Source organism: Kluyvera georgiana ATCC 51603, assembly GCF_001654985.1.
Taxonomy (GTDB): Bacteria; Pseudomonadota; Gammaproteobacteria; order Enterobacterales; family Enterobacteriaceae; genus Kluyvera; species Kluyvera georgiana.
Genome location: NZ_LXEU01000088.1, coordinates 63,924 through 88,801 on the forward strand (window position 1 = coordinate 63,924; position 24,878 = coordinate 88,801).

The 24,878-nt window shown below is 55.0% G+C and carries 23 protein-coding genes and 1 tRNA gene; 13 read left to right on the forward strand and 11 right to left on the reverse strand.

Translation table 11 applies throughout. The features are described 5' to 3' along the window. The first annotated feature begins 12 nt into the window (after positions 1–12). From rlmKL to rmf, 6 genes are all read left to right on the forward strand, one after another. The gene (gene rlmKL / locus M989_RS21760; RefSeq protein WP_064548844.1) at positions 13–2,118 is read left to right on the forward strand and encodes a bifunctional 23S rRNA (guanine(2069)-N(7))-methyltransferase RlmK/23S rRNA (guanine(2445)-N(2))-methyltransferase RlmL; all 2,106 of its coding nucleotides are present in this window, start codon (positions 13–15) and stop codon (positions 2,116–2,118) included. A 12-nt stretch (positions 2,119–2,130) separates the two neighbouring features. Beyond that, positions 2,131–4,038, forward strand: a complete 1,908-nt coding sequence (locus M989_RS21765; RefSeq protein ID WP_064548846.1) for an ABC transporter ATP-binding protein — start codon at positions 2,131–2,133, stop codon at positions 4,036–4,038. Between the two features lie 13 nt (positions 4,039–4,051). After that, positions 4,052–5,311 carry a membrane integrity-associated transporter subunit PqiA gene (pqiA, locus tag M989_RS21770; RefSeq protein WP_064548848.1) on the forward strand — a complete coding sequence of 420 codons (1,260 nt, stop codon included), beginning with the start codon at positions 4,052–4,054 and terminating at the stop codon, positions 5,309–5,311. A 4-nt stretch (positions 5,312–5,315) separates the two neighbouring features. After that, positions 5,316–6,953: an intermembrane transport protein PqiB gene (pqiB, locus tag M989_RS21775; protein WP_064548850.1), complete on the forward strand. Its 1,638-nt coding sequence runs from the start codon at positions 5,316–5,318 to the stop codon at positions 6,951–6,953. After that, positions 6,953–7,507 (forward strand): membrane integrity-associated transporter subunit PqiC, encoded by a 555-nt coding sequence (gene pqiC, locus M989_RS21780; protein WP_064548852.1) that lies wholly within the window; start codon positions 6,953–6,955, stop codon positions 7,505–7,507. The genes pqiB and pqiC overlap by 1 nt, the downstream gene beginning before the upstream one ends. A 262-nt stretch (positions 7,508–7,769) precedes the next feature. Continuing rightward, the gene (rmf, locus tag M989_RS24960; protein WP_074398843.1) at positions 7,770–7,937 is read left to right on the forward strand and encodes a ribosome modulation factor; all 168 of its coding nucleotides are present in this window, start codon (positions 7,770–7,772) and stop codon (positions 7,935–7,937) included. A 97-nt stretch (positions 7,938–8,034) separates the two neighbouring features. On the opposite strand, the gene fabA is transcribed toward rmf, so the two are convergent. Then, complete coding sequence (gene fabA / locus M989_RS21785; RefSeq protein WP_064548854.1) at positions 8,035–8,553, reverse strand: 3-hydroxyacyl-[acyl-carrier-protein] dehydratase FabA; 519 nt, start codon at positions 8,551–8,553, stop codon at positions 8,035–8,037. A 69-nt stretch (positions 8,554–8,622) separates the two neighbouring features. Continuing rightward, positions 8,623–10,383, reverse strand: a complete 1,761-nt coding sequence (locus M989_RS21790; protein WP_064548856.1) for an AAA family ATPase — start codon at positions 10,381–10,383, stop codon at positions 8,623–8,625. Between the two features lie 184 nt (positions 10,384–10,567). Between M989_RS21790 and matP the strand changes: the two genes are divergently transcribed. Further along, complete coding sequence (gene matP, locus M989_RS21795; RefSeq protein WP_064548858.1) at positions 10,568–11,023, forward strand: macrodomain Ter protein MatP; 456 nt, start codon at positions 10,568–10,570, stop codon at positions 11,021–11,023. An 86-nt stretch (positions 11,024–11,109) separates the two neighbouring features. On the opposite strand, the gene ompA is transcribed toward matP, so the two are convergent. Beyond that, entirely contained in the window at positions 11,110–12,165 is a 1,056-nt protein-coding gene (gene ompA / locus M989_RS21800) for a porin OmpA (RefSeq protein ID WP_157093587.1), read from the reverse strand. A 355-nt stretch (positions 12,166–12,520) separates the two neighbouring features. After that, a complete protein-coding gene (gene sulA / locus M989_RS21805; RefSeq protein ID WP_064548862.1) occupies positions 12,521–13,030 on the reverse strand; it encodes an SOS-induced cell division inhibitor SulA in 510 nt (169 codons plus the stop codon). Between the two features lie 218 nt (positions 13,031–13,248). Here sulA and M989_RS21810 point away from each other — a divergent pair, with 218 nt between their 5' ends. Beyond that, entirely contained in the window at positions 13,249–13,854 is a 606-nt protein-coding gene (locus M989_RS21810; RefSeq protein ID WP_064548864.1) for a TfoX/Sxy family DNA transformation protein, read from the forward strand. Here M989_RS21810 and yccS read toward each other — a convergent pair whose 3' ends face one another. Together yccS and M989_RS21820 are read right to left on the reverse strand one after the other, a co-directional pair. Further along, positions 13,855–15,981, reverse strand: a complete 2,127-nt coding sequence (gene yccS, locus M989_RS21815; protein ID WP_064548866.1) for a YccS family putative transporter — start codon at positions 15,979–15,981, stop codon at positions 13,855–13,857. It lies immediately after the preceding gene. A gap of 18 nt (positions 15,982–15,999) precedes the next feature. Further along, positions 16,000–16,446 (reverse strand): YccF domain-containing protein, encoded by a 447-nt coding sequence (locus M989_RS21820; RefSeq protein WP_064548868.1) that lies wholly within the window; start codon positions 16,444–16,446, stop codon positions 16,000–16,002. 122 nt (positions 16,447–16,568) lie between these two features. On the opposite strand from M989_RS21820, the gene helD reads away from it, so the two are divergent. Then, positions 16,569–18,623 carry a DNA helicase IV gene (gene helD, locus M989_RS21825; RefSeq protein ID WP_064548871.1) on the forward strand — a complete coding sequence of 685 codons (2,055 nt, stop codon included), beginning with the start codon at positions 16,569–16,571 and terminating at the stop codon, positions 18,621–18,623. Between the two features lie 46 nt (positions 18,624–18,669). Here the strand turns inward: helD and mgsA are convergent, their stop codons facing one another. Next, positions 18,670–19,128, reverse strand: a complete 459-nt coding sequence (gene mgsA, locus M989_RS21830) for a methylglyoxal synthase (protein ID WP_064548873.1) — start codon at positions 19,126–19,128, stop codon at positions 18,670–18,672. 133 nt (positions 19,129–19,261) lie between these two features. On the opposite strand from mgsA, the gene M989_RS21835 reads away from it, so the two are divergent. Beyond that, on the forward strand, positions 19,262–19,675 hold the full coding sequence (locus M989_RS21835; protein WP_064548875.1) for a CoA-binding protein: 414 nt from the start codon (positions 19,262–19,264) through the stop codon (positions 19,673–19,675). A gap of 59 nt (positions 19,676–19,734) precedes the next feature. Here the strand turns inward: M989_RS21835 and hspQ are convergent, their stop codons facing one another. Next, positions 19,735–20,052 (reverse strand): heat shock protein HspQ, encoded by a 318-nt coding sequence (hspQ, locus tag M989_RS21840; RefSeq protein WP_064548889.1) that lies wholly within the window; start codon positions 20,050–20,052, stop codon positions 19,735–19,737. Positions 20,053–20,120: 68 nt separating this feature from the next. Then, on the reverse strand, positions 20,121–21,311 hold the full coding sequence (gene rlmI, locus M989_RS21845) for a 23S rRNA (cytosine(1962)-C(5))-methyltransferase RlmI (RefSeq protein WP_064548877.1): 1,191 nt from the start codon (positions 21,309–21,311) through the stop codon (positions 20,121–20,123). A gap of 129 nt (positions 21,312–21,440) precedes the next feature. On the opposite strand from rlmI, the gene yccX reads away from it, so the two are divergent. Beyond that, a complete protein-coding gene (gene yccX, locus M989_RS21850; protein ID WP_064548879.1) occupies positions 21,441–21,719 on the forward strand; it encodes an acylphosphatase in 279 nt (92 codons plus the stop codon). On the opposite strand, the gene tusE is transcribed toward yccX, so the two are convergent. Both tusE and yccA read right to left on the reverse strand, forming a co-directional pair. After that, a complete protein-coding gene (gene tusE, locus M989_RS21855) occupies positions 21,716–22,045 on the reverse strand; it encodes a sulfurtransferase TusE (protein ID WP_064548881.1) in 330 nt (109 codons plus the stop codon). The two genes, yccX and tusE, sit on opposite strands and share 4 nt — an antisense overlap. 89 nt (positions 22,046–22,134) lie before the next feature. Further along, positions 22,135–22,794 carry an FtsH protease modulator YccA gene (gene yccA, locus M989_RS21860; RefSeq protein ID WP_064548883.1) on the reverse strand — a complete coding sequence of 220 codons (660 nt, stop codon included), beginning with the start codon at positions 22,792–22,794 and terminating at the stop codon, positions 22,135–22,137. Positions 22,795–23,018: 224 nt separating this feature from the next. Between yccA and M989_RS21865 the strand changes: the two genes are divergently transcribed. Continuing rightward, positions 23,019–24,638 (forward strand): ABC transporter substrate-binding protein, encoded by a 1,620-nt coding sequence (locus M989_RS21865; RefSeq protein WP_064548885.1) that lies wholly within the window; start codon positions 23,019–23,021, stop codon positions 24,636–24,638. A gap of 144 nt (positions 24,639–24,782) precedes the next feature. After that, positions 24,783–24,870, forward strand: a tRNA-Ser gene (locus M989_RS21870). Positions 24,871–24,878: the final 8 nt, after the last annotated feature.

Sequence of the window (24,878 nt, forward strand, 5' to 3'; positions counted from 1 at the left end):
AAAAGTGACGATATGAATTCTCTGTTTGCCAGTACGGCCCGTGGGCTGGAAGAGCTGTTAAAAACTGAACTGGAAGGCCTGGGCGCCCAAGAGTGCCAGATTGCCCAGGGCGGCGTCCATTTCCAGGGCGACACGCAGCTTCTGTACAAAAGCCTGATGTGGAGCCGCCTGGCGTCGCGCATCATGATGCCGCTGGGAGAATGTAGCGTCTGGAGCGATCTCGATCTTTATTTGGGCGTACAGGCTATCGACTGGACGTCGATCTTTACCCCTGATGCGACCTTTGCGGTCAGCTTTGGTGGCCTGAACGATAGCATTCGTAACAGTCAGTACGGTGCATTGAAGGTAAAAGATGCGATTGTCGATGCTTTTACGCGTAAAAACCTGCCGCGTCCGAATGTCGATCGTGACAATCCCGATCTGCGTATTAACGTGCGTCTCAACAAAGAGACGGCCTATATTTCTCTCGATCTGAGCGGCGAAGGTCTGCATCTGCGCGGCTATCGCGATCGCACCGGTATGGCGCCGATCAAAGAGAACCTGGCGGCGGCTATCGTGATGCGTTCTGGCTGGGTGCCGGGGACGCCGCTGCTCGATCCGATGTGCGGTTCCGGTACGCTGCTGATTGAAGCGGCAATGTGGGCCACCGATCGCGCGCCAGGGCTGCATCGCGGCCACTGGGGCTTTAGCGGTTGGGCACAGCACGACGACGCGGTCTGGAAAGAAGTGAAGGCCGACGCGCAGACCCGCGCACGTGCCGGGCTGGCGGCGTATGAATCCCACTTCTACGGTTCCGACGTGGACAGCCGCGTGGTTGAACTGGCGCGCAGCAACGCCCGCCGCGCCGGGATTGGTGAGCTGATTACCTTTGAAGTGAAAGACGTGGCGCAGCTGAGCAATCCGTTGCCGAAGGGGCCATACGGCACCGTTATCAGCAACCCGCCGTACGGCGAACGTCTGGAAAGTGAACCGGCGCTGATTGCGATGCACAGCCTGCTGGGCCGCAATATGAAAAACCAGTTTGGCGGCTGGAACCTGTCGCTGTTCAGCGCCTCTCCGGAATTGCTGAGCTGCCTGCAGCTGCGTGCCGAACGTCAATTTAAGGCGAAAAACGGCCCGCTGGACTGCGTGCAGAAAAACTATCATCTGACCGAATCTACCGGTGAAAAACCGGCGTCACTGGCGGAAGACTATGCCAACCGTCTGCGTAAAAACCTGAAAAAGTTTGAAAAGTGGGCGAAACAGGAGGGGATCGAATGCTATCGCCTGTACGATGCCGACCTGCCGGAATACAACGTGGCCGTTGACCGCTATGCCGATTGGGTGGTGGTGCAGGAGTATGCGCCGCCGAAAACCGTCGACGCGAACAAAGCGCGTCAGCGTCTGTTTGATATCATCGCCGCCACCATTGCGGTGCTGGGGATCGCGCCGAACAAGCTGGTACTGAAAACCCGTGAGCGCCAGAAAGGCAAGAACCAGTATCAGAAGATGAACGAGAAGGGCGACTTCATGCAGGTGAGCGAATATAACGCGCGTCTGTGGGTCAACCTGACCGACTATCTGGATACCGGCCTGTTCCTCGATCACCGTATTGCCCGCCGTATGCTCGGCGAGATGAGCAAAGGCAAAGACTTCCTCAACCTGTTCTCCTACACCGGTAGCGCCAGCGTGCACGCCGGTCTTGGCGGCGCGCGCTCGACCACTACCGTCGATATGTCGCGTACCTACCTGGAGTGGGCGGAACGCAACCTGCGCCTGAACGGTCTGACCGGTCGCGCGCATCGCCTGATGCAGGCGGACGTGCTGGCATGGCTGCGTGATACCGACGAACAGTTTGACGTGATCTTTATCGATCCGCCGACTTTCTCTAACTCCAAGCGCATGGAAGATGCATTTGACGTCCAGCGCGATCACCTGCGTTTGATGAAGGATCTGAAGCGTCTGCTGCGTAAAGGCGGCACTATCATGTTCTCCAACAACAAACGCGGCTTCCGTATGGACCACGACGGCCTGGCAGAGCTGGGACTGAAAGCACAAGATATTACCCAAAAAACGCAGTCGCAGGATTTCGCCCGTAACCGTCAGATCCACAACTGCTGGCTGATTACCGCAGCCTGAAAGGAATAAAGAATGTCATTGATTAGTATGCATGGCGCCTGGCTGTCGTTCAGCGATGCGCCGCTTCTCGACAACGCCGAACTGCACATTGAAGATAATGAGCGTGTTTGTCTGGTCGGCCGTAACGGCGCGGGCAAATCCACGCTGATGAAAATCCTCAACCGTGAGCAGGGTCTTGATGATGGGCGTATTGTCTACGAACAAGACCTGGTCGTGGCGCGTCTGCAGCAGGACCCGCCGCGTAACGTGCAGGGCAGCGTATATGATTTCGTTGCCGAAGGTATTGAAGAACAGGCGGAGTATCTCAAGCGCTATCACGATATCTCGCACCTGGTGATCACCGATCCGAGCGATAAAAATTTGCAGGAGCTGGCGAAGGTTCAGGAACAGCTGGATCACCACGGCCTGTGGCAGCTTGAAAACCGCATCAACGAAGTGCTGGCGCAGCTGGGGCTGGAGCCGGACATGGAGCTGGCATCGCTGTCCGGCGGCTGGCTGCGTAAAGCGGCGCTGGGCCGCGCGCTGGTCAGCGCGCCGCGCGTGCTGCTGCTCGATGAACCGACGAACCACCTGGATATCGAAACCATCGACTGTCTGGAAGGTTTCCTGAAAACCTTTAAAGGCACGATTATCTTCATTTCGCACGACCGTTCGTTTATCCGCAATATGGCGACGCGTATTGTCGATCTCGATCGCGGTAAGCTGGTGACCTATCCGGGTAACTACGATCAGTACCTGATCGAGAAAGAAGAAGCGCTGCGCGTTGAAGAGCTGCAAAATGCCGAGTTCGATCGCAAGCTGGCGCAGGAAGAGGTGTGGATTCGCCAGGGCATTAAAGCGCGCCGTACCCGTAACGAAGGCCGCGTTCGCGCGCTGAAAGCGATGCGTAACGAACGCAGCGCCCGCCGCGAAGTCATGGGCAGTGCGAAGATGCAGGTGGAAGAGGCATCACGCTCCGGCAAAATCGTCTTTGAAATGGAAGACGTCAACTACCAGGTTGATGGCAAAGTGCTGGTGAAAGATTTCTCCGCTCAGGTACAGCGCGGCGATAAAATTGCGCTGATTGGGGCGAACGGTTGCGGTAAAACCACGCTGCTGAAGCTGATGCTGGGCCAGCTGCAGGCGGATAGCGGTCGTATTCACGTGGGTACCAAGCTGGAAGTCGCCTACTTCGATCAGCACCGTGCCGAGCTGGATCCGGACCGGACGGTGATGGATAACCTGGCGGAAGGTAAGCAGGAGGTGATGGTCAACGGTAAGCCGCGCCACGTGCTGGGCTATCTGCAGGACTTCTTGTTCCATCCAAAGCGGGCAATGACCCCGGTTCGCGCGCTGTCCGGCGGTGAACGTAACCGCCTGCTGCTGGCGCGTCTGTTCCTCAAGCCAAGTAATCTGTTGATTCTCGATGAACCGACCAACGACCTGGATGTTGAAACCCTTGAACTGCTGGAAGAGCTGATCGACGGTTATCAGGGCACGGTGCTGCTGGTGAGCCACGATCGTCAGTTTGTCGACAATACCGTCACCGAATGTTGGATCTTTGAAGGTGAAGGGCGCATTGGCCAGTATGTCGGCGGTTATCACGACGCGCGCGGTCAACAGTCTCAGTCGTTGGCGCAAAAGCAGACGAATGTGAAGAAAACGCCGGAAGTGGTTCAGGCAAAAGCAGAAACTGTCAAACGCGGCAGTAACAAACTAAGCTATAACCTGCAGCGCGAGCTGGAGCAGTTGCCGCAGAAGCTGGAAACGCTGGAGGCTGAGCTGGAAGCGTTACAAGCGCAGGTGGCTGACGCGGCATTCTTCAGCCAGCCGCACGATCACACGCAAAAAGTGTTGGCCGATCTGTCGAAAGCGGAGCAGGCTCTGGAAGAAGCGTTTGAACGATGGGAATATCTGGAAGCGTTGAAAAACGGCGCCTGATTGAGGACTTTTCATGTGCGATCAACATCATGCTGCGCAGCATATTCTGTGCTCTCAGTGCGACATGCTGGTGGCGTTGCCGCACCTTGAGCACCGACATAAGGCAACCTGTCCGCGCTGCGGAACAACGCTAACCACCGCCTGGGACGAGCCGAGACGCCGTCCCACCGCCTACGTACTGGTGGCGCTATTCATGCTGCTGCTGGCTAACCTTTTCCCGTTCATTAGTATGAACGTTGCGGGAGTGACCAGCCAGATTGAACTGCTGGAAATTCCCAGCGTCATGTTCTCGGAAGATTACGCCAGCCTCGGGACGTTTTTCCTGCTGTTTGTGCAACTGGTGCCGGCATTCTGTCTGATTACCATCCTGCTACTGGTGAACCGAGTGCCGATGCCAAATCGTCTGAAAGCGTTTCTGGCGCGCATTCTGTTCACGTTAAAAACGTGGGGGATGGCAGAAATCTTTCTCGCCGGGGTATTGGTGAGTTTTGTGAAATTGATGGCCTACGGCGATATTGGCGTGGGCAGCAGTTTTCTGCCCTGGTGTCTGTTTTGTTTACTTCAGCTTCGCACCTTCCAGTGCGTTGATCGGCGCTGGCTGTGGGACGATATTGCCCCGATGCCTGCGCTGGCGCAGCCGCTAAAGCCGGGAATCACCGGTATGCGTCAGGGGCTGCGCTCCTGTGCGTGTTGTACGGCAATTCTACCTGCCGAACAGCTCGAATGTCCGCGCTGTCACAGCAAAGGCCACGTCCGTCGTAAGAACAGCTTGCAGTGGACCATGGCGCTTCTGGTGACGTCTATCATCCTGTATCTTCCCGCGAATATTATGCCGATCATGATTACCGATCTGCTGGGCGATAAAATGCCGTCGACGATTATTGCTGGGGTGATTTTACTGTGGAGCGAAGGTTCATATCCGGTCGCGATGGTCATTTTTATCGCCAGCATCATGGTTCCAACGCTGAAGATGATCGCCATTGCCTGGCTGTGTCTGGACGCGAACGGCCTGAAACGGCGTCACCGTGACAGCGAGCGGATGCACCTAATCTACGAAGTGGTTGAATTTGTTGGCCGCTGGTCGATGATCGATGTGTTTGTCATCGCAGTGCTCTCCGCGCTGGTGCGCATTGGAGGGTTAATGAATATTTATCCGGCGATTGGCGCGCTGATGTTTGCGCTGGTTGTCATTATGACCATGTTCTCGGCAATGACGTTTGATCCTCGCCTGTCGTGGGATCGGGAACCTGAAGCAAGCCATGAGGAGTCGTAAAAGCATGGAAACCAAGAGTGGGGAGGCAAAAGTGCAGAAAGTGAAAAACTGGTCTCCCGTTTGGATCTTCCCTATTGTGACCGCGCTGATTGGCGCCTGGATCCTGTTCTATCACTATAGCCATCAGGGGCCAGAGGTGACGTTGATCACCACCAATGCGGAAGGGATTGAGGGCGGTAAAACCCGCATTAAAAGCCGTAGCGTAGACGTTGGTGTCGTAGAAAGCACTACGCTGACCGACGATCTGACCCACGTAGAAATTAAAGCGCGTCTGAACTCCGGAATGGAGAAGCTACTGCATAAAGACTCCGTTTTCTGGGTTGTTAAGCCGCAGGTCGGGCGTGAAGGCATCAGTGGCCTTGGCACCTTGCTCTCCGGAGCCTATGTGGAGCTTCAGCCGGGTAAAAAAGGGTCGGTGCTCAATCAGTATCAACTGCTGGACTCTCCGCCGCTGGCGCCGCCGGATGCGAAGGGTATCCGCGTGCTGCTCGACAGTAAAAAGGCCGGGCAGCTTAACCCCGGCGATCCAGTCTTGTTCCGCGGCTATCGCGTGGGGTCGGTGGAAACCAGTACCTTCGATCCGCAAACCCGCAGCATCAGCTATCAGCTGTTTATCAGCGCGCCAAACGATCGCCTGGTGACCAGTAACGTTCGTTTCTGGAAAGACAGCGGCGTGGCGGTGGATCTCACCTCCGCCGGGATGCGCGTTGAGATGGGGTCGCTGGCGACGCTGTTCAGCGGCGGCGTCAGCTTTGACGTGCCGGAAGGCGTCGATCTGGGTCAGCCGATAGCGGAAAAGACGGCGTTTAAGCTCTACGACGATCAAAAAAGCATTCAGGATTCGCTCTATACCCAGCATATCGACTATCTGATGTTCTTTAAGGATTCTATTCGTGGTCTGCAACCCGGCGCGCCGGTCGAGTTTCGTGGGATTCGCCTTGGTACCGTCGCTAAAGTGCCTTACTTCGTGCCGGGCCTGCGTCAGTCGATAACCGATGATTACCGTATCCCGGTGTTGATCCAGATTGAGCCGGAACGTCTCGCCGCCCAGTTTGGCGATAGTCCGGACGTGCGCGGTCATCTGCCGATGCTGATTGAACGCGGGCTGCGAGCGGCGCTGAAAACCGGTAACCTGGTGACCGGTGCGCTGTACGTTGATCTGGATTTCTATCCAAAAGAGCCGGCGATCGCGAAAATGAAAGAGTTTAGCGGTATGGGGATCATCCCAACCGTCAGCGGTGGTCTGGCGCAGATCCAGCAGCGTCTGATGGAGACGTTGGATAAGATCAACAATCTGCCGTTAACGCCAATGGTGCAGCAAGCGACTAATACGCTGTCTGAGAGCCAGAACACGATGCGCCGTCTGCAAACGACGCTGGATAATCTGAACAAGATTACCGCTAGTCAGTCCGCGCAGCAGCTGCCGGGCGACATGCAGAAAACGCTGCGTGAGCTGAATCGCAGCATGCAGGGCTTCCAGCCGGGCTCTGCGGCCTATAACAAGATGGTGGCCGATATGCAGCGTCTGGATCAGGTATTACGTGAACTGCAGCCGGTGCTGAAGACGCTCAACGAGAAGAGCAACGCGCTGGTATTCGAAGCGAAGGATAAAAAAGATCCAGAGCCTAAGAGGGCAAAATAATGAAAAAGTGGTTAGTCCTGGCTGCGGCCTGCCTGTTGGCGGCCTGTAGCACCACGGAAAATAAAACGTACTACCAGCTGCCGATAACGACCGGAACGGTACAAAACGGTGCCAGCACCAGCCAGCGTATGCTGTGGATAGAGCAGGTCAGTATTCCTGACTTCCTTGCGGGCAGCGGGGTGGTCTACCAGACCAGTGACGTTCAGTACGTGATTGCCAGTAACAATCTGTGGGCCAGCCCGTTGGACCAGCAGCTGCGGACGTCATTGGTTTCTAACCTGAGCAACCAGCTGCCGGGTTGGGTCGTGTCATCGCAACCGTTGGGCAGCGACCAGGATACGTTGAACGTGTCGGTGAGCGGATTCCACGGCCGCTATGACGGCAAAGTGGTGGTGAGCGGCGAATGGCTGCTCAATCATCAGGGGCAGTTGACCAAGCGTCCATTCCACATCGAACTGGCGCAGCAGCAGGATGGTTATGATGCGATGGTGAAAACTCTGGCCCAGGCCTGGAGCCAGGAAGCCGCGTCGATTGCGCGAACCATCAATCGTTAACCATAAGTAGAACGAATTGTTCTAAGGGCCGCTGTCGGTGCAAAACCGGCGGCGGTTTTTTTATGTCTGAGGTCAGCGCCTTACCTGTGCCGCCTCACATTTTTTGTACAAATGTTCTTCTGATTAGCTCACAAATATGACATTGGTATGAATTCTACGCATTGACGGGGCCATTTTTTAGCGGTATTCGTATTACGTGGCCTGCATATTTTGTAGCCACTGTTTTCTTTTCCACCAGACCAAGATATGAGGGAAACGAGGCATGAAGAGACAAAAGCGAGATCGCCTGGAGCGGGCACATCAGCGTGGATATCAGGCCGGAATTACCGGGCGTCCGAAAGAAATGTGTCCTTACCAGGCTATAAACCAAAGGTCTTACTGGCTGGGAGGCTGGCGAGAAGCCATGGAGGACAGGGCAGTTATTGCCTGACACTGTCTCTTTAAAAAGAAACCTCCGCATTGCGGAGGTTTCGCCTTTAGATTCATTACACCGATTTATCGCCAGCGGATTGCGGCGTTAAATGGGATCAGAATGCAGAAGTGTCCTGGAACAGGCCAACTTTGAGGTCGGTCGCGGAGTAGATCAGGCGACCATCAACCAGCACTTCGCCATCCGCCAGACCCATAATCAGACGACGGTTCACGACGCGCTTGAAGTGAATACGGTAGGTGACTTTTTTCGCGGTCGGCAGAACCTGACCGGTGAATTTTACTTCGCCTACGCCGAGCGCACGGCCTTTGCCTTCGCCGCCCAGCCAGCCGAGGTAGAAGCCGACTAACTGCCACATTGCATCCAGACCCAGGCAACCAGGCATTACCGGATCGCCGATAAAGTGGCAACCGAAGAACCACAGGTCCGGGTTGATATCCAGCTCGGCTTCAACGTAACCTTTGTCAAAATTGCCGCCGGTTTCGGTCATTTTCACGACACGATCCATCATCAGCATGCTAGGGGCCGGTAACTGCGGGCCTTTCGCGCCAAACAGTTCACCGCGACCAGAGGCAAGAAGGTCTTCTTTTGTATAAGATTCGCGTTTATCTACCATGTTTTCAGTAAGCCTTATTTTAAGTTCGGGACGCAGGATAGCTAACACGTGTACGCTGAACAAGTCCGATCAGTTGGAATTCGACCGGTTTAACCAACGTAACGGCCACGGATAGCGGTAGCGAGGCTCCTGCTGCGTGGCTTGTGCGATGCGTTCCTGAATAGTTTGCAACAGCGTCTGACCTTCGCCGTCCCAGTTGAGCTGCGTCAGAAGCGGCAGCGCATCGGTGACGTCATCAATGGCCCAGATGGAGAACTCTCCGGCTTCGACGGCTTCCTGCACCTCGGTGGCAAGGCTCAGATGGCGTACGTTGGCAGAAGGGATAATCACTCCCTGTTTGCCGGTCAGACCACGCTGGGCGCAGATAGCGAAGAAACCTTCAATTTTTTCGTTCAGCCCGCCAACCGGCTGAGCGCGACCAAATTGGTCAACGGAACCGGTCATGGCAATGCTCTGATTGATTGGCACGTTAGCCAATGCGCTAATCAGCGCGCACAGCTCGGCCATTGAGGCGCTATCGCCATCGACTTCGCTGTAAGACTGCTCAAAAGTGAGTGAGGCGGAGAAGGGGATCTGCTGATCTAGATCGAGCTCGGCCATCAGGAACGCCTGCATCAGCATCATGCCCTTGGCGTGAATATTACCGCCAAGTTCGGCCTTACGTTCAACGTCGGTGAATTCGCCATCGCCAATGTGTACGACGCAGCTAATGCGTGACGGTTCGCCAAACGGACGCGGGTGACCCGGGAAATCGATCACCGACAGGGCATTAATCTGGCCAATGCATTCGCCGTCAGTTTCAATCAGGATTTGCTCAAGCAGGATTTCATCCTGCATACGCTCGGCGAGGAAACCTTCACGCCACTGGCGTTGGGTGAGCATGGTTTTCAGCTGCTCGGCGTTGATAACGGCGTCAGGAGTAAACGGTGCGGCTTCACGCAGCTGGCGACCGATCCACAGCGGGCAGAGCGGCATGATCTCCTGGTCGCCGGTATAACGCGCGCCTTCCTGCATCAGCAACGGCCAGGCATCGGCGGTGAGGCCCGGCAGGGACTTCTCACGTGCCACCTGCCACACCCACTGACACCACTGACGAAGCGTCTCTTCATCGGCAAGCTGCAGGCTGTCTTCAAACTCGCTGTATAACGAGGATTCGGTCAGCTCGGGTTCCATCTCCTGGAAGTCGGCCAGCGATTCGCGCTCGCCCACCAGGATGACCTTCAGGTTGATCGGCATGGAAGGAATGCTGACCGGCAGCGGACGGGCATCGTCGAAGGTCAGCCAGTCAAAGCGCTGCTGGAGCACCTGATTTTTTAAACGCATCCACAGCAGCGGCTGTGCCATCAGCGTGCGCAGCGGCAGCACGAGGATGCCGCCGTTGGCCTGATGCACCAGGCCGGGCTGTAAACTGATTTCGCCGTTAAACTGGCGCACGCAGCCAAAAAGCTGTTCGGCTTCAACCCAGTCGGCGAAGATAACAGGCCCCTGGCTGGCAAAAGCGTCGTCGGCGCTGCGCGCTGGCGTCATCGTGATCTTGCTACCGGTAACCTGATAATCGACGCCCGTCAGGGTCGATTCATCGCTATCGCGCAGAGCGCGTGTCGTTTGCGTCAGCAGGTGCAGATACTCTTTTTCTTCTGGCGCTTTGACCAGCAAGAAAGGGGAGACGCCCTGAGGATGTAGAAACTGCTCAAGCGCGTAATGTAAACGAGCCTGCAGCTCGCTGAATAAAGAGTCATTTTCTGAGGCTAAATCAGGCTGGGCAAATAGCGCCTGGAATGCTTCAGTCGCGGGGGCGAGAAAGCGCCGGGAAAGAGTATTTATAGTCAATGTCGCTATTTTTAGTCAGATGTAAAGTGCGTGATTATACCTGATGCCGCAGGGAAGCTCACGGAGAATACAGAAGTATCTTCTGCGGTGGCTTTTATCCCTATCACAGCTGCAGATTTCTTCTCAGCACATTGAGAAAAAACTGTTATCCTGAAAAGAGTTACACGGTCACACTGAGATCGCCATGAAATATCAACAACTGGAAAATCTTGAAAGCGGCTGGAAGTGGAAATACCTGGTGAAAAAACACCGGGAAGGCGAGCCTATCACCCGCTATATTGAAGCCAGCGCCGCGCAAGAGGCCGTCGATGTTTTGCTGACGCTGGAACATGAACCGGTTCAGGTTAATGACTGGATTGCCCAGCATATTAATCCGCAGCTGGTGAACCGTATGAAGCAGACGATACGTGCGCGCCGCAAACGCCATTTTAACGCCGAGCATCAGCACACGCGTAAGAAATCCATCGACCTGGAATTTGCGGTCTGGCAGCGGCTGGCAGGGCTGGCACAGCGTCGTGGTAAGACGCTCTCAGAGACGATCGTCCAACTAATTGAAGATGCAGAAAATAAAGAGAAGTACGCGAGTAAGATGTCCAGCCTGAAGCAGGACCTTGAGGCCATGCTAGGGAAAGAAAAATAGATTTAGCCGCGCTGAGGCTTGCTTCTGACGGCAGAAAAAGGCCAAAAAAAACCCCGCATTGCGGGGTTTTTTTATGAGACGAGAACTTAAGCCGCTGGCTGAGTTACAACGTCTTTAACGCCTTTAACTTCGATCTCTACGCGACGATCCGGTGCCAGGCAGTCGATCAGTGCAGCGCGAGCTTTCACGTTGTCACAGGTGTTGCCGGTAACCGGGTTGGATTCGCCCATGCCACGTGCAGAGATTTTGTCAGACGGGATACCTTTAGAGATCAGGTAATCAACAACGGACTGAGCACGTTTCTCGGACAGACCCTGGTTATAAGCGTCAGAACCGATGCGGTCAGTGAAGCCCAGAACAACAACGGAACCGTCTTTCGGATCCAGGTTGCTCAGCTGGGAGTACATCTGATCCAGAGCCTGTTTACCTTCCGGTTTCAGGGTTGCTTTGTTGAAGTTGAACAGAACGTCAGACTTCAGAGTGAAGTGTTTGGTCTGTACTTCTGGAGCCGGAGCCGGAGCCGGTGCAACTACCGGAGCAGCAGCATCCTGCTGGCCGAAGCGGTAGGAAACGCCTACGCTCAGCATGCCGTTATCAGGACGTACGCCTACGCTGTTTGCGTCGCCGATGTTGTTAACCCACTGGTATTCCAGACGGGTAGCGATGTCACGAGTTACAGCCCACTCAACGCCGCCAGCGAATACTGGGGAAACGCCGGTGTCATGATGATCGCCAGCTTTGTTGTTGCTGGAATCTGCACGCCATACCATACCACCCAGACGAGTGTAGATGTCCAGATCGTCAGTAACTGGGTAGCCCAGTTTAGCAGTCAGCTGAACGCCTTGAGCTTTCAGAGCGCCATTGGTCTGGCTGCCGGTGTATTCCATACGGCCCAGCCAATCGTAACCCATTTCGAAACCAACGTACGGGTTAACCTGGTAACCACCGAACGCGCCTGCGCCCAGCTGGCTGTTGTGGGTAGAACCGTTGTTGTTCAGGTCACTCTGGTACCAACCGGTGTCATGGTACTGGGACCAACCCAGTTTACCACCAGCATACCAGGTGTTGTCTTGCGGAGCGGCCTGCGCTACGGAAGCGAAGCCTGCCAGTGCCACTGCAATCGCGATAGCTGTCTTTTTCATTTTTTGCGCCTCGTTATCATCCAAAATTTGCCATGAAGTTCTAAATAGACTCACGGTTAAATCCTTCCACCGGGGGCGGGGCTTAGTTAAATACTTAGCAGAACTCTGCGGTGTTAAGCTGAGCACCCCTGGCGATGTAAAGTCTACAACGTCGTTGGAAACTTACAAGTGTGAACTCCGTCAGGCTTATGAAAAAAAAAGACTTGTATACGCAATATTTAACAAATGTGTCGAAAAAATAATCGACATAAAATTCGGGAAACCGCATCAGACCAGCATTCTGCCTGTAATCATTCAGAAAAACGGACAGATAAAAAAAATGCAAAAAAAATCCCAGGAAAATTCTTAATTTCGCTTAATGGTACAAATTCGAGTGAATTTTTAGCCCATTAAATTGTCCTGTTGGGTGTAATGCGGTCTGAACTGGTCGCATAATGAACACCATTGCGTTACCTTCCTCCGCAGCGCTTTGTAAACGAGCATGTTCTTCTACGGAAAGTTCTTCGCTCAGCCAGCCGATAACGACACTATAATTACCGGTACGTGATGCGCGAACCATTGAGTCGAGCATATCGCACGGCGACATCTGACGAAGCTGCATGACTTTTGTTAGCGGCAGGCCGGAAGCCTGCACCCACTGGCGGCTTAACTTCTGCTGCGGCGTGAGCCACAGCTGCCAGCGTGATTGCTGGCCTAACTGCTGTAACAATGGCAGCAGCAACAGTTGCGCCATCATCGGTTGATCTTCACGATAGAGCACTTCACTAATTAAGGCGGCAGGGGTGCTATTTACCGGAGTAAAAGCATGAGAAGCCGTTGTGGCGGCTGTGACAGAAGAACGATTTACGACACCAGAAGTATACATAGCTAATCCAACCTTGTGGGTTACTGTATGAATATACAGTACTACCCCAAAATCTAAAGATCAACCTCATTTTCTGAAAGCATCTCGCAAAATTGCACAAGAAACACCCATGATGACAAATTCATCTTGCCGTCCCGGTAGAACTTCCCTATGTTGCTTGTTATATGAACAATTAATAAAATTAATGTATTCATGTCCATGATTATTAAGGATTAATCATGAAGATTATCTCTTATAAACGGATTTACCAATCTCAGGAATATTTCTCAGGATTGGGGAAGGTGAAGTCTCGGGCGCTGTTTGGTGGCTATAGTCTGGCCGTTGACAATACCGTCTTTGCTATGGTCGCAGAAGGTGAACTGTATCTGAGAGCGTGCGAAAAAAATGCCACGTATCAGGCCCAACACTCACCGCCACTGCTCACGGTACGCAAACGAGGGCATGCGCAGCAGCTTAACTATTTTCGCGTCGATGAACGGTTGTGGTCGAATAAATCTGAGCTGGTTTTGCTTGGTCAGTTCGCCCTTGAAGATGCGCAAAGTGAAAAGCGCCGACGAAGGCATTTACGGCTAAAAGATCTTCCCAATCTCTCTTTTCATATGGAACTGCTGCTGCATGAAGCGGGTATTAAAGATGTTCGTACGCTGCGAAATATGGGCTCGAAAACCGCGTGGATGCGGCTTCGACAGTTGCGTAAACAGCTGAGCGTGAATGTACTGTATTCGCTGGAGGGGGCTATCACCGGCGTCCATGCCGCGGCGCTCCCCGCGAAAACGCGCCAGGAGCTGGAAACCTGGGTGCAAAATTACACCCAGAAAAGGTGATTAGAGCATGACCTGCTTTTGCAGGCGGCAGATTTCAGGCAACAGCGAAATCATCAAGCCGATTTGTTGCAGGACCAATGGCTCTTTGCTGTCCGGGCGAGGATCGAGGTGATGGATCCTCGCCGCGAGCTCACGTAACGCCAGCTGAACCCGTTCTTCATCGGCGGGCAAATGGTGCAATGCGTCATCAACGTAGCAGACGGCATCGTCCAGAAGCGCCAGAATTTCTGCTGTCGTCAGCTTTTCACGATGGGCACCGAGCGCCGAGATATAGCTGGTTAGCGTGTGGTTCAGGCACAGCAAGCGAAACGCGGTTTCCCGCATCTCCGCGGTGACCTTCGGTTCGGTAGACATATTCGAAACCACCGAAGCCAGTTCTGCATCCCGATTATGCGCATCGCGGCGGGCGATACGGTAGGCCAGGCGATTATCGCGGCCCTGATGATACTGCTCGAGAATCGCATCCAGATAGCGGCAGTTGGCGTCCACTGCGCGCTCCAGGACGCGCGGCAGGTTACGGAATTTCCAGTCTGGCCAGATAAAGCTCACCGCCAGCCAGGCAATACCGCAGCCAATCAGCGTATCCACTACGCGCGGAAGCGCCACTTCGAATCCCTCACCAAGCAGGTTAAAGCACAGCAGGACGAGCAGGGTAATAAACATGGTGGCGTGAGCGTACTGGACGTTGCGAAACGCGAAGAACAGTACGCCGGTGACCACAATCAGTATCAGTTGGCCTTCCAGCGATGGCACTAGCCAGAGGATCGGCAAGCCCAACGCTACGCCGACCAGCGTACCAATAATACGCAGCGCCAGGCGATGGCGGGTGGCGTTGTAGTTCGGCTGACAGACGAACAGGCTGGTGAGCAAAATCCAGTAGCCGTGCTGTAACCCGGTAAACTGAATAAAGGCGTAGCCAACGCACAGCACCACCGACATGCGCACCGCGTGGCGGAACAGCGCTGACTCCGGCGACATGTTACGACTCAGGCGTGAAAGCATATCGTCGAAACCGTGCAGACTGTCATCAGCCAGCACATTCTCCGTTTCGCTGTTCGTTTGCGACGGCGTCTGTTCAGATTCAATGGTGGCCAGCTGGGCATCAATAGCCCGCAGGTTATTGAGCAAAAAACCCAGCGCCTTCATCTGCTCCGGCGCGGTACCGCTAGCGCGAACGCGATCCAGCGCGGCGTCGAGATGGGTAAAAGCGCGTTCAAAACGGGCGTCATGCTGATAAGGCGTCCGCAACAAAATAGCCTTAGCCAGATCCTGACAGGCGATAGACTGCATTGAGAGCAGGCGCTGGAAGCGAAACATCACGTCGCTGTAGCGGAACTGGTCGCGTAAGGCCTGATACTGTATATGCGATGAACTGGCCCGTTCGTGGATATCCTGAGCGACAAAATAGTAATGCAGCGTACGGCGGGTGCTTCGCTGGCCGCGATCGCCGCGCAGACGCGTTAATAAAGACGCTTTCGTCTGATTAAGCGTCGCCACCAGTTGGCCGTTTGCCAGCGCCAGCTCATACAGCGGTGCCTGATTATCGTCGTCAAGATCCGGATCAAACAGGCGCGATTTCAGCTCCAGAAAGCGGGCAAGCTGTTCGTAGCTGCGGGCGAGGTTATCCTGTAACGGGCGGATGGGAAATATCAGGTGCCCGGTTAGCGTCAGGACGTTATACCACACGGCACCGGCAATCAGCAGCAGCGGCTGCTGATACCAGTGAGCGTAGAGCGATACGCCGAGCATCGTGTAAATGGCAATCAGCAGCGCGCCAAAGGCGATGGTGGCGTAGCGTTGCCCCAAGCCGCCCAGCAAAATAAACCCGATGGTCGAAACGGTGAGCCCCAACGCAAACAGCCACGGCCAGGGAAACAGCACTTCAACCGATGCTGAGGCGATAAAAAAGCAGATCAGGGTGATAACCAGGTTACGCAGCCGACCGGTCAGGCGATCGTCGAGATCCGTTAGCGCGGCAGCGACGACCCCCAGGGTGAGCGGGATGGTTAGCTTTGCATCGCCCAGCCACCAGGGCAGGGCGGTGGTGCCGATGAGGGCAATAAATATTCTGGCGTTGTACAGCCAGGTACTGTTCCATGTATAGCGGCGAAGCAGCGGGCTTAGCATAGCGGTTAAGGATCCTGGTTACTGAAAACGGCGGCGGGCATTCGCTTCACGCGCCGCGCGCGCCACTTCTACGGGCACAACCCGACGTCCCACCGGCCACAGGGCAATAGCGGCTATTTTAAAGTTCGCAATCCCGACCGGGATGCCGATAATGCTGATGCATTGGGCGATGCCCGCCATAATGTGCGTCAGGCACAGCCACCAGCCGAATAGCACAAGCCACAGAATATTGAGCAGAGTGCCGCCCGCATTCATTACGCTACTTTTGGCCCCCGGTTCCAGTTCATCGACGTGCACCGCTTCGTTGCCGTACGGTACCAGCGACAGCTTAGTGATCTCCCAGCATGAGCGAGTCAGCGGCAGCGTAATAATCAGGACAATGCTGACGAGTGTTGCCAGCAGCCAGCCGAGCGTTGTCAGAAAACCACCTAATACAAAATTCAAAATATTCAGAACAGTACGCATAAATCCTCAGTGCAGCGCTGTGAATAATAAGACCTGTTGATTGTAACGTTTTTTTAGGCTGGAGCACCTATTCTCTGGCGGTTACACTGTGAGATATCGAAAAAGTCAGGATTCGGCACGACATGGAATTAAAAGCAACGACGCTGGGTAAGCGCATGGCGCAGCATCCTTATGACCGGGTTGAGATCCTCAACGCGGGCGTTCGGGTGTCCGGCCCGCAGCATGAATATCTCATCCCTTTTAATCAGCTACTGGCGATCAACTGCAAGCGCGGTCTGGTGTGGGGAGAGCTGGAGTTCGTGCTGCCAGAGGATAAAGTTGTGCGCCTGCACGGAACAGAATGGGGCGAGACGCAGCGTTTCCACCGTCATCTGCTGGGATTGTGGCAGCAGTGGAGCGCGGAGATGAGCGACATCGCCGCCGGGCTGCTGGACGCGCAGCTGGCGATTATTGCCGGTAGCCGCGAAGAAAACCGTTGGTTGACCCGCCAGCAGGCGCAGGGGATTCGCCTGCGGATCGTTAAAGCGCTGGAGGGGTTGCCGCTACCGACCCATCGGCTGGAAGAGTTTGATAACTGTCGTGAGAGTTGGCGGCAGTGCCAGGCATGGCTGGCAGATAAAGAGAGCGGGCGTGCACAACACAACCAGCGCTATACCGACGCAATGCTGGAACAGTACAGCGACTTTTTTGCGGGTATCGAATCGTCGCCATTGAATCCGTCACAGGCGCGCGCGGTGGTCAACGGCGAGCGTTCGTTGCTGGTGCTGGCCGGGGCCGGTAGCGGTAAAACGTCGGTGCTGGTGGCGCGTGCGGGCTGGCTGCTTGAGCGCGGCGAAGCCTCGGCGGAACAGATTTTGCTGTTGGCTTTTGGCCGTAAGGCGGCTGAAGAGATGGACGAGCGCCTGCAAACGCGCCTGCATACCGATGCCATTACCGCGCGTACCTTCCATGCGCTGGCGCTGTCAATCATTCAGCAGGGCAGTAAAAAAGTGCCGGTCGTCAGCAAGTTGGAGAACGATGCCGCCGCTCGCGCTAAATTGTTTATCGCGTGTTGGCAGCAACAGTGTCGGGAGAAAAAGGCGCAGGCCAAGGGTTGGCGACTGTGGCTGCAGGAAGAGTTGGGCTGGGATGTAGAGGAAGACAGCTTCTGGGAAGATGAAAAAATCGTCAAGCGAATAGGTAGCCGCCTTGACCGCTGGGTCAGCCTGATGCGCATGCACGGCGGTTCGCAGGCCGAGATGATTGCCGGTGCGCCGGAAGATATTCGGGATCTGTTCGGCAAGCGGGTTAAGCTGATGGCCCCGTTGTTGAAAGCGTGGAAAGCCGCGCTGAAAGCCGAAAACGCCGTCGATTTCTCCGGGCTGATTCACCAGGCGATTATCATCCTCGACAAGGGGCGCTTCGTCAGCCCGTGGAAGCATATTCTGGTCGACGAATTTCAGGACATCTCCCCGCAGCGTGCGGCGCTGCTGGCGGCGCTACGTAAGCAAAACTCGCAGACTTCGCTTTATGCCGTTGGCGATGACTGGCAGGCGATTTACCGCTTTAGCGGCGCACAGCTGTCGTTGACCACCGCCTTCAACCACTATTTTGGTGAAGGGGATAACTGTGCGCTGGATACCACCTATCGCTTCAACAACCGCATCGGTGAAATTGCTAACCGGTTCATTCAGCAAAACCCGCACCAGCTGAATAAACCGCTGAACAGTCTGACCACGGGCGAAAAAAATGCCGTCACCCTGCTCGAGGACGATAAGCTTGATGCACTGTTTGATAAGCTCAGCGGCTACGTGACGCCGGACCAGCGTATTCTGGTGCTGGCCCGTTACCACCACCTCAAGCCAGCGGCGCTGGAGAAAGCGGCCACGCGCTGGCCGAAGCTGAATATTGATTTTATGACCGTGCACGCCAGTAAGGGCCAACAGGCGGATTATGTGATTGTTCTCGGGCTGCAGGAAGGTTTTGACGGTTTTCCGGCGCCTGCTCGCGAGTCGATTATGGAACAAGCGTTGCTGCCCGCGCCGGAGGATTTCCCCGATGCCGAAGAGCGGCGTTTATTGTACGTGGCGATGACCCGCGCGCGTCTGCGCGTCTGGCTGCTGTTCAATAAGGCGCAGCCGTCGCCGTTCGTGGAGGTGTTAAAGCAGCTGTCGGTGCCGGTGGCGAGAAAGCCGTAATCGAAGAATGGAGCCGACACCGCGTCGGCTCCTGGAGCGTGAGGAATTATTTCAGGCGCTCTGCCAGATAGCGCTGATAGTCAGGGATCAGAATATCCACAGGTTCGCTGAAGTTAGGCGACTGAATAATAAAGTCGGCGGTGGCGGCGTTGGTGGCTACCGGAATATTCCAGACGGTTGCCAGACGCAGCAGGGCCTTCACGTCCGGGTCATGGGGCACGGCGTTGAGCGGATCCCAGAAGAAGATCAGCACGTCGATTTTCCCTTCCGAAATCAGCGCGCCAACCTGCTGGTCGCCGCCCATCGGGCCGCTGAGCATCGCCTGGACTTCCAGGCCTGTTGCCCGCTGCACCAGGTTACCGGTGGTGCCGGTCGCTGACAGCGTGTGGTTTGCCAGGCAGGCCTGGTGACGCTGTACCCATTTCATCAGCATATCTTTGCAGTGGTCGTGCGCGACCAGCGCGATGTGTTTACGCGCCGGTAAGGTGCGTGTTGTCAGTTCCATGTGTCTTTCCCTGAGTGTTGAATCCAGACAGATTACTGCATGCGAATCAAGCTGCAAGCCCTGATTGGCAAAAATTTGACGCCTGACATCAGCGGACTAGCGTACACTTAAGTGATTGGCCAGGAGGATAATGATGACTGAAAACGAGATTGCCAGCATTTTGACGACCACGCGAACCATTGCGCTGGTGGGCGCCAGCGACAAGCCGGACCGTCCAAGCTACCGGGTGATGAAATACCTGTTGGATCAGGGCTACCACGTGATTCCTGTTTCGCCGAAGGTTGGCGGCAAAACGCTGCTCGGGCAGCAAGGCTACGCCACCCTTGCCGAAGTGCCGGAGAAGGTCGACATGGTTGACGTGTTCCGTAATTCGGAAGCCGCGTGGGGCGTGGCGCAGGAGGCGATAGCTATCGGGGCGAAGACGCTGTGGCTGCAGCTCGGCGTGATTAACGAACAGGCTGCCGTGCTGGCGCGCAATGCGGGGATGCAGGTAGTGATGGATCGGTGCCCGGCGATTGAGATCCCTCGTCTGGGCCTCGCGAAATAAATGCGCGTGGCTGAGAAGACAAAAAAACCCGCATAGCGGGTTTTTTATTAACGCGGCAATCAGTTACGCAGCCGCGGTGCCTGTAGCTGACGGCGGATGGTACGCGCCAGTTCATCCATCGTCGGTTGTTCTGGATGATCCTCGCTCGGCTCACTGCTCAACTGGGCTTCGGCCAGATAGGTATGCACCGGCTGGCCTTCGTCATCTTCCATCACCACGTGATACCAGGGCAACGCACGCAGTTCGTCGTTAGCCGCCAGATCGTCGGGATCAGGATCGTCAAGCGAGTAAACCGGGTCGATATCTACCACCACGCCCAGATAGCCCAGCAGGGAGTGACGCACCTGCTGGCCAATACCGAATTTGCTGGTAATCATCATACTCACCTCCCGGGAAATGGCTTTTCTCTACTTCTACATATATAGACACCATTTCGCTTTTCAAGTTACATGACGCGGCAGGCAAATCCTTTCAAGTACAGTCCTTCCGGGTACGTCGCAATCACCGGGTGATCGGCTGCCTGACGGAACTGCTCTATAAATTGTACATCACGACCGGCATCTACAGCGGCATCGGCAATGATTTTCTGGAATAAATCTGAGGTCATCAGGCCTGAACAGGAGAAAGTCAGCAGCACGCCGCCCGGATTCAGTAACTGAATAGCCAGCATGTTGATGTCTTTATAGCCGCGGCAGGCGCCCATCAGCTGACTTTTGTTTTCGACGAATTTTGGCGGGTCCATTACGATAACATCGAATTTCTCGCCCCGATCGCGATATTTACGCAGCAGTTTAAACACGTCGTCGCGCACGAACTCGGCTTTGCTCAGATCGAGTTTGTTTAGCTCAACGTTCTGGCGCGCTACGTCCAGCGCTTCCTGAGAGGTATCGACGCTGGTGACCTGGCGGCAGCCGCCCATCAATGCCGAAACGGCAAAACCGCCGGTATAGGAGAAGCAGTTCAGGACGCGCTTGTCTTCCACATAACGACGGGTAGCCAGACGGCTATCGCGCTGGTCAAGGTAGTAGCCGGTTTTGTGACCACCCTGAATATCGACCAACAGCTTCATGCCGTGTTCTTCAATTGGCAGCAGAGCAGGCGGCAGTTCGCCGGTCACCGGGCCCTGAGTCAGCTCCATACCTTCTTTTTTACGTACTGCGACATCGCTACGATCGTAGATGGCGCATTCCGGATAGAGCGTTTGCAGGGCGCTAATCAGCGCGGCGCGCTGGTATTCGGCACCGGCGCTCAGCAACTGCAGCACCAGGAAGTTGCCAAAACGGTCGATGGTAACACCCGGTAGGCCGTCAGATTCACCTGCAATCAGACGGTAGCTATCCAGACCGTCTTTTTTCGCCAGCCAGTCGCGCCAGCTTTGCGCCTGCTGAAGACGACGGATGAAGAAATCGATATCAATGCTTTCACTAGCGTCAAACGTCCAGACGCGAGCGCGGATCTGCGAAGCGGGAGAATACGCGCCGCGGGCTAACCATTGACCCTGATGATCGACAATATCAATGGTCTCACCGAGGTTGGCTTTGCCTTCCATGCGGGCTACCGCACCGGAAAAGACCCAGGGATGACGGCGCAATAATGATTTTTCACGCCCTTTGGCTAACACTAAACGTACACTCATAGTTAATTTTCTGGCTGTTTGATGGAATCAGGCTGCATTTTCCCGACTTCCCCGCACAAATGCAACGCGTGACGGCAGAATGTGGGGGGAATTGGCGCTAAAGTTGGGATAAAAACGGGAGGAAATAAGATGGATAAATGCGTGATTTGTTGGGTCTACGGTAAAGTGCAGGGCGTGGGCTTCCGCTTCTTTACCCAGCAGGAGGCGCTGCGCCTTGGCCTGCGTGGCTATGCGCTGAACCTTGATGACGGTAGCGTCGAGGTGGTTGCCTGCGGCAAGGATGAACAGGTTGAGAAGCTGCTGACGTGGCTAAAAGCGGGCGGGCCAAGGAGCGCGCGGGTTGATAAAGTTCTGGCCGAACCGCATCAACCCGAAAAGGCGTGGAGCAATTTTAGCATTCGCTATTAAATGCACTTCACCGGCTTTGGCAGGCCAGCGATTTTTGTCGCCTGTTTAGCCGGCCCTTTTGGGAACAGACGGTAAAGATAGCGGCTGTTGCCTTTTTCTTCACCAAAGGTGTTAGCCATGGCTTTCACCAGCATGCGGATGGCCGGCGAGGTGTTGAATTCGAGGTAAAACTCACGCACGAAGCGTACAACTTCCCAATGTTCAGGGCTGAGCTCAATGCCTTCATTCGCGGCAATCGCCTCGGCTAACCCTTCGCTCCACAGCGTGGTGTCTTTCAGATAGCCTTCGCTATCGGTCTCAATTTCGGTGTTCTGGTAGATAAGCATAATATTTCACACAGCAAACAGATGGCGGGAAGTGTAGCAAATAAAAAGGCCCCGCATAAGCGAGGCCCTGATATTGATGAGCAGGTAGGTTAGTCGCGGCTCGCGAAACCAAGGATGCTCAGCAGGCTGACAAAGATGTTGTACAGCGAGACGTACAGGCTAACGGTCGCGCGGATATAGTTGGTTTCCCCGCCGCGGATGATATTGCTGGTCTCAAACAGGATGGCCCCGGAAGAGATCAGGATAAACACCGCGCTAATCGCCAGGTGCAGCGCCGGCAGCTGCAGGAAGATGTTCGCCACCATGCCAATCAGCACCACCACGATACCGGCCATCAGCATCCCGCCGAGGAAGGACATATCTTTACGGGTGGTCAGCACATAGGCCGAGCAGCTGAAGAACACCAGCGCGGTGCCGCCCAGCGCCATACCGATCACATCGCCCATACCCGCGGACAGGTAGGCGTTGAGAATCGGCCCGAGGATATAGCCCAGGAAGCCGGTAAAGGCGAAGGCAGACAGAATACCAACCGGTTTATCCGCCGTTTTATAGGTCAGGAACATCAGGCCGTACATGCCGACCAGCGTCAGAATTAAGCCCGGAGACGGCAGCCCCAGCACGGTGCTGGCGGTGGCGGTAATAGCGGAAAACGCCAGCGTCAGGCTCAGCAGGAAATAGGTGTTACGCAGGACTTTATGTGTGCTCAGCAGCGATGAGCGGTCACGCGATGAAGTAATTATGCGATCCATGAGTCACTCTCTTATGACAGATGTTATTAGTGACACAGCATAAGAAATCTCTCTTTTATTCCCAAATCTTTTTACCCATCTTTACTCAGACTTCTGGCCCGTCACAGAAACACAATATAAAGCACGAAAGAGCGAGATCAATCTCTTATAGGTTATTGAAAGCGCTTGCGTTATCAGCCATCTGTGCCAAGAGTGAACAGGGTTAAAACAACAAGGCAATGGAAATGAAATTATACAAACATAACAACATCACGATGGTTCTCCTGGCAATGGGTCTGGCCGGGGCGGCGCAGGCCGCGACCGTGCCGGAAGGTACTCAGCTTGCCGACAAACAGGAGCTGGTGCGCAGCAACGGCAATGAGCCTGCTTCGCTCGACCCACATAAGGTTGAAAGCGACGTTGAGTTTAATATCATCAGCGACCTGTTCGACGGGCTGGTGGCGGTGGAACCGGACGGCAGCATTGAACCACGGCTGGCGGAATCCTGGGAAAATAAGGACAACACCGTCTGGACCTTCCATTTACGCCCGGGCATTACGTGGTCTGACGGTTCTCCCATCACCGCGCAGGATGTTGTCTGGAGCTGGCAGCGTCTGGTGACGCCGGCCACCGCGTCGCCGTATGCCAGCTATCCGGGCAATATGCATATTATGAACGCCGCCGATATCGCGCTGGGTAAAAAGACGCCTGATACCCTTGGCGTGAAGGCGATTAACGACACCACGCTGGAAGTGACGCTGACGCAGCCCACTTCCGCGTTTCTTGCCATGCTGGCTCACCCGTCCATGGTACCGCTCGATAAAGTGCTGATCGGCCGCTATGGCGATAAATGGGTGAAACCGGAACACTTTGTCGGCAGCGGCGCCTATCATTTATCCCAGTGGGTGGTGAACGAGCGAATCGTTGCCGAACGTAATCCGCGCTACTGGGATGATAAGCAGACGGTAATTAATAAGGTGACCTATCTGCCTATCCGCTCCGAAGCGGCCGACGTCAACCGCTACAAGGCGGGAGAGGTCGATATTGTGTATACGCTGCCGATCAACCAGTTCAGTCAGTTAAAAAAAACCTTAGGCAGCGAGGTGGACGTGTCGCCGCAGCTGGCAACCTATTACTACGAGTTCAATACCACCAAAGCGCCGTTTAACGATGCCCGCGTACGCCGTGCGCTGAACATGGCGCTGGATAAAGATATTATCGCCGATAAGGTCATGGGGCAGGGGCAGCGTCCGGCGTGGGTCATCAGCCAGCCGGAGATTGGCGGCGTGAAGCTGAACGGCCCGGATTACGCCTCCTGGCCGCGCGACAAGCGGATTGCCGAAGCGAAAAAACTGCTGGCGGAGGCCGGGTTTAACGACGCACATCCGCTGTCGTTTAATTTGCTCTACAACACCTCTGAATCGCACCAGCGGGTGGCGATTGCGGCTTCTTCGATGTGGAAGAAAAATCTCGGCGTCGAAGCTAAGCTGCAAAACCAGGAGTGGAAAACCATGCTGGATGCCATGCATACCGGTAACTTTGACGTGGTGCGCTACGCGTGGATCGCCGACTACGATGATGCTTCCACTTTCCTGAACACCTTCCGCACCGGCGACAGTGAGAATACCGCGAAGTACAGCAACCCGGAATATGACGCGGTGATGCATGATGCGGCGAAAACACAGGACGTTGCCCAACGCGCCCGCGACTACCAGAAAGCAGAAGATCTGCTGGCGCGCGATGTGCCGGCCATTCCGGTCTATCACTACGTCCGCACGCATCTGGTGAAACCGTGGGTCGGCGGATTTACCCCTGACCGCCTGGGCTACTACTACACCAAAGATATGTTTATCAAAAAACATTAAGCAGGTTGAGGGCGGTAAAAGCGTTGGAAAACTAGCCATTCTGTTGTTTTTTCAGACGAATAACAACTTTTTGGCTGTTTTTCAGGCAAACGAACGTTTTGGTGCTTTACAGGTCCGTTCGGGATGTTTATAGTGCGCCTCATTGGAAGCGTGGCCGAGCGGTTGAAGGCACCGGTCTTGAAAACCGGCGACCCGAAAGGGTTCTAGAGTTCGAATCTCTACGCTTCCGCCAAATTAAAA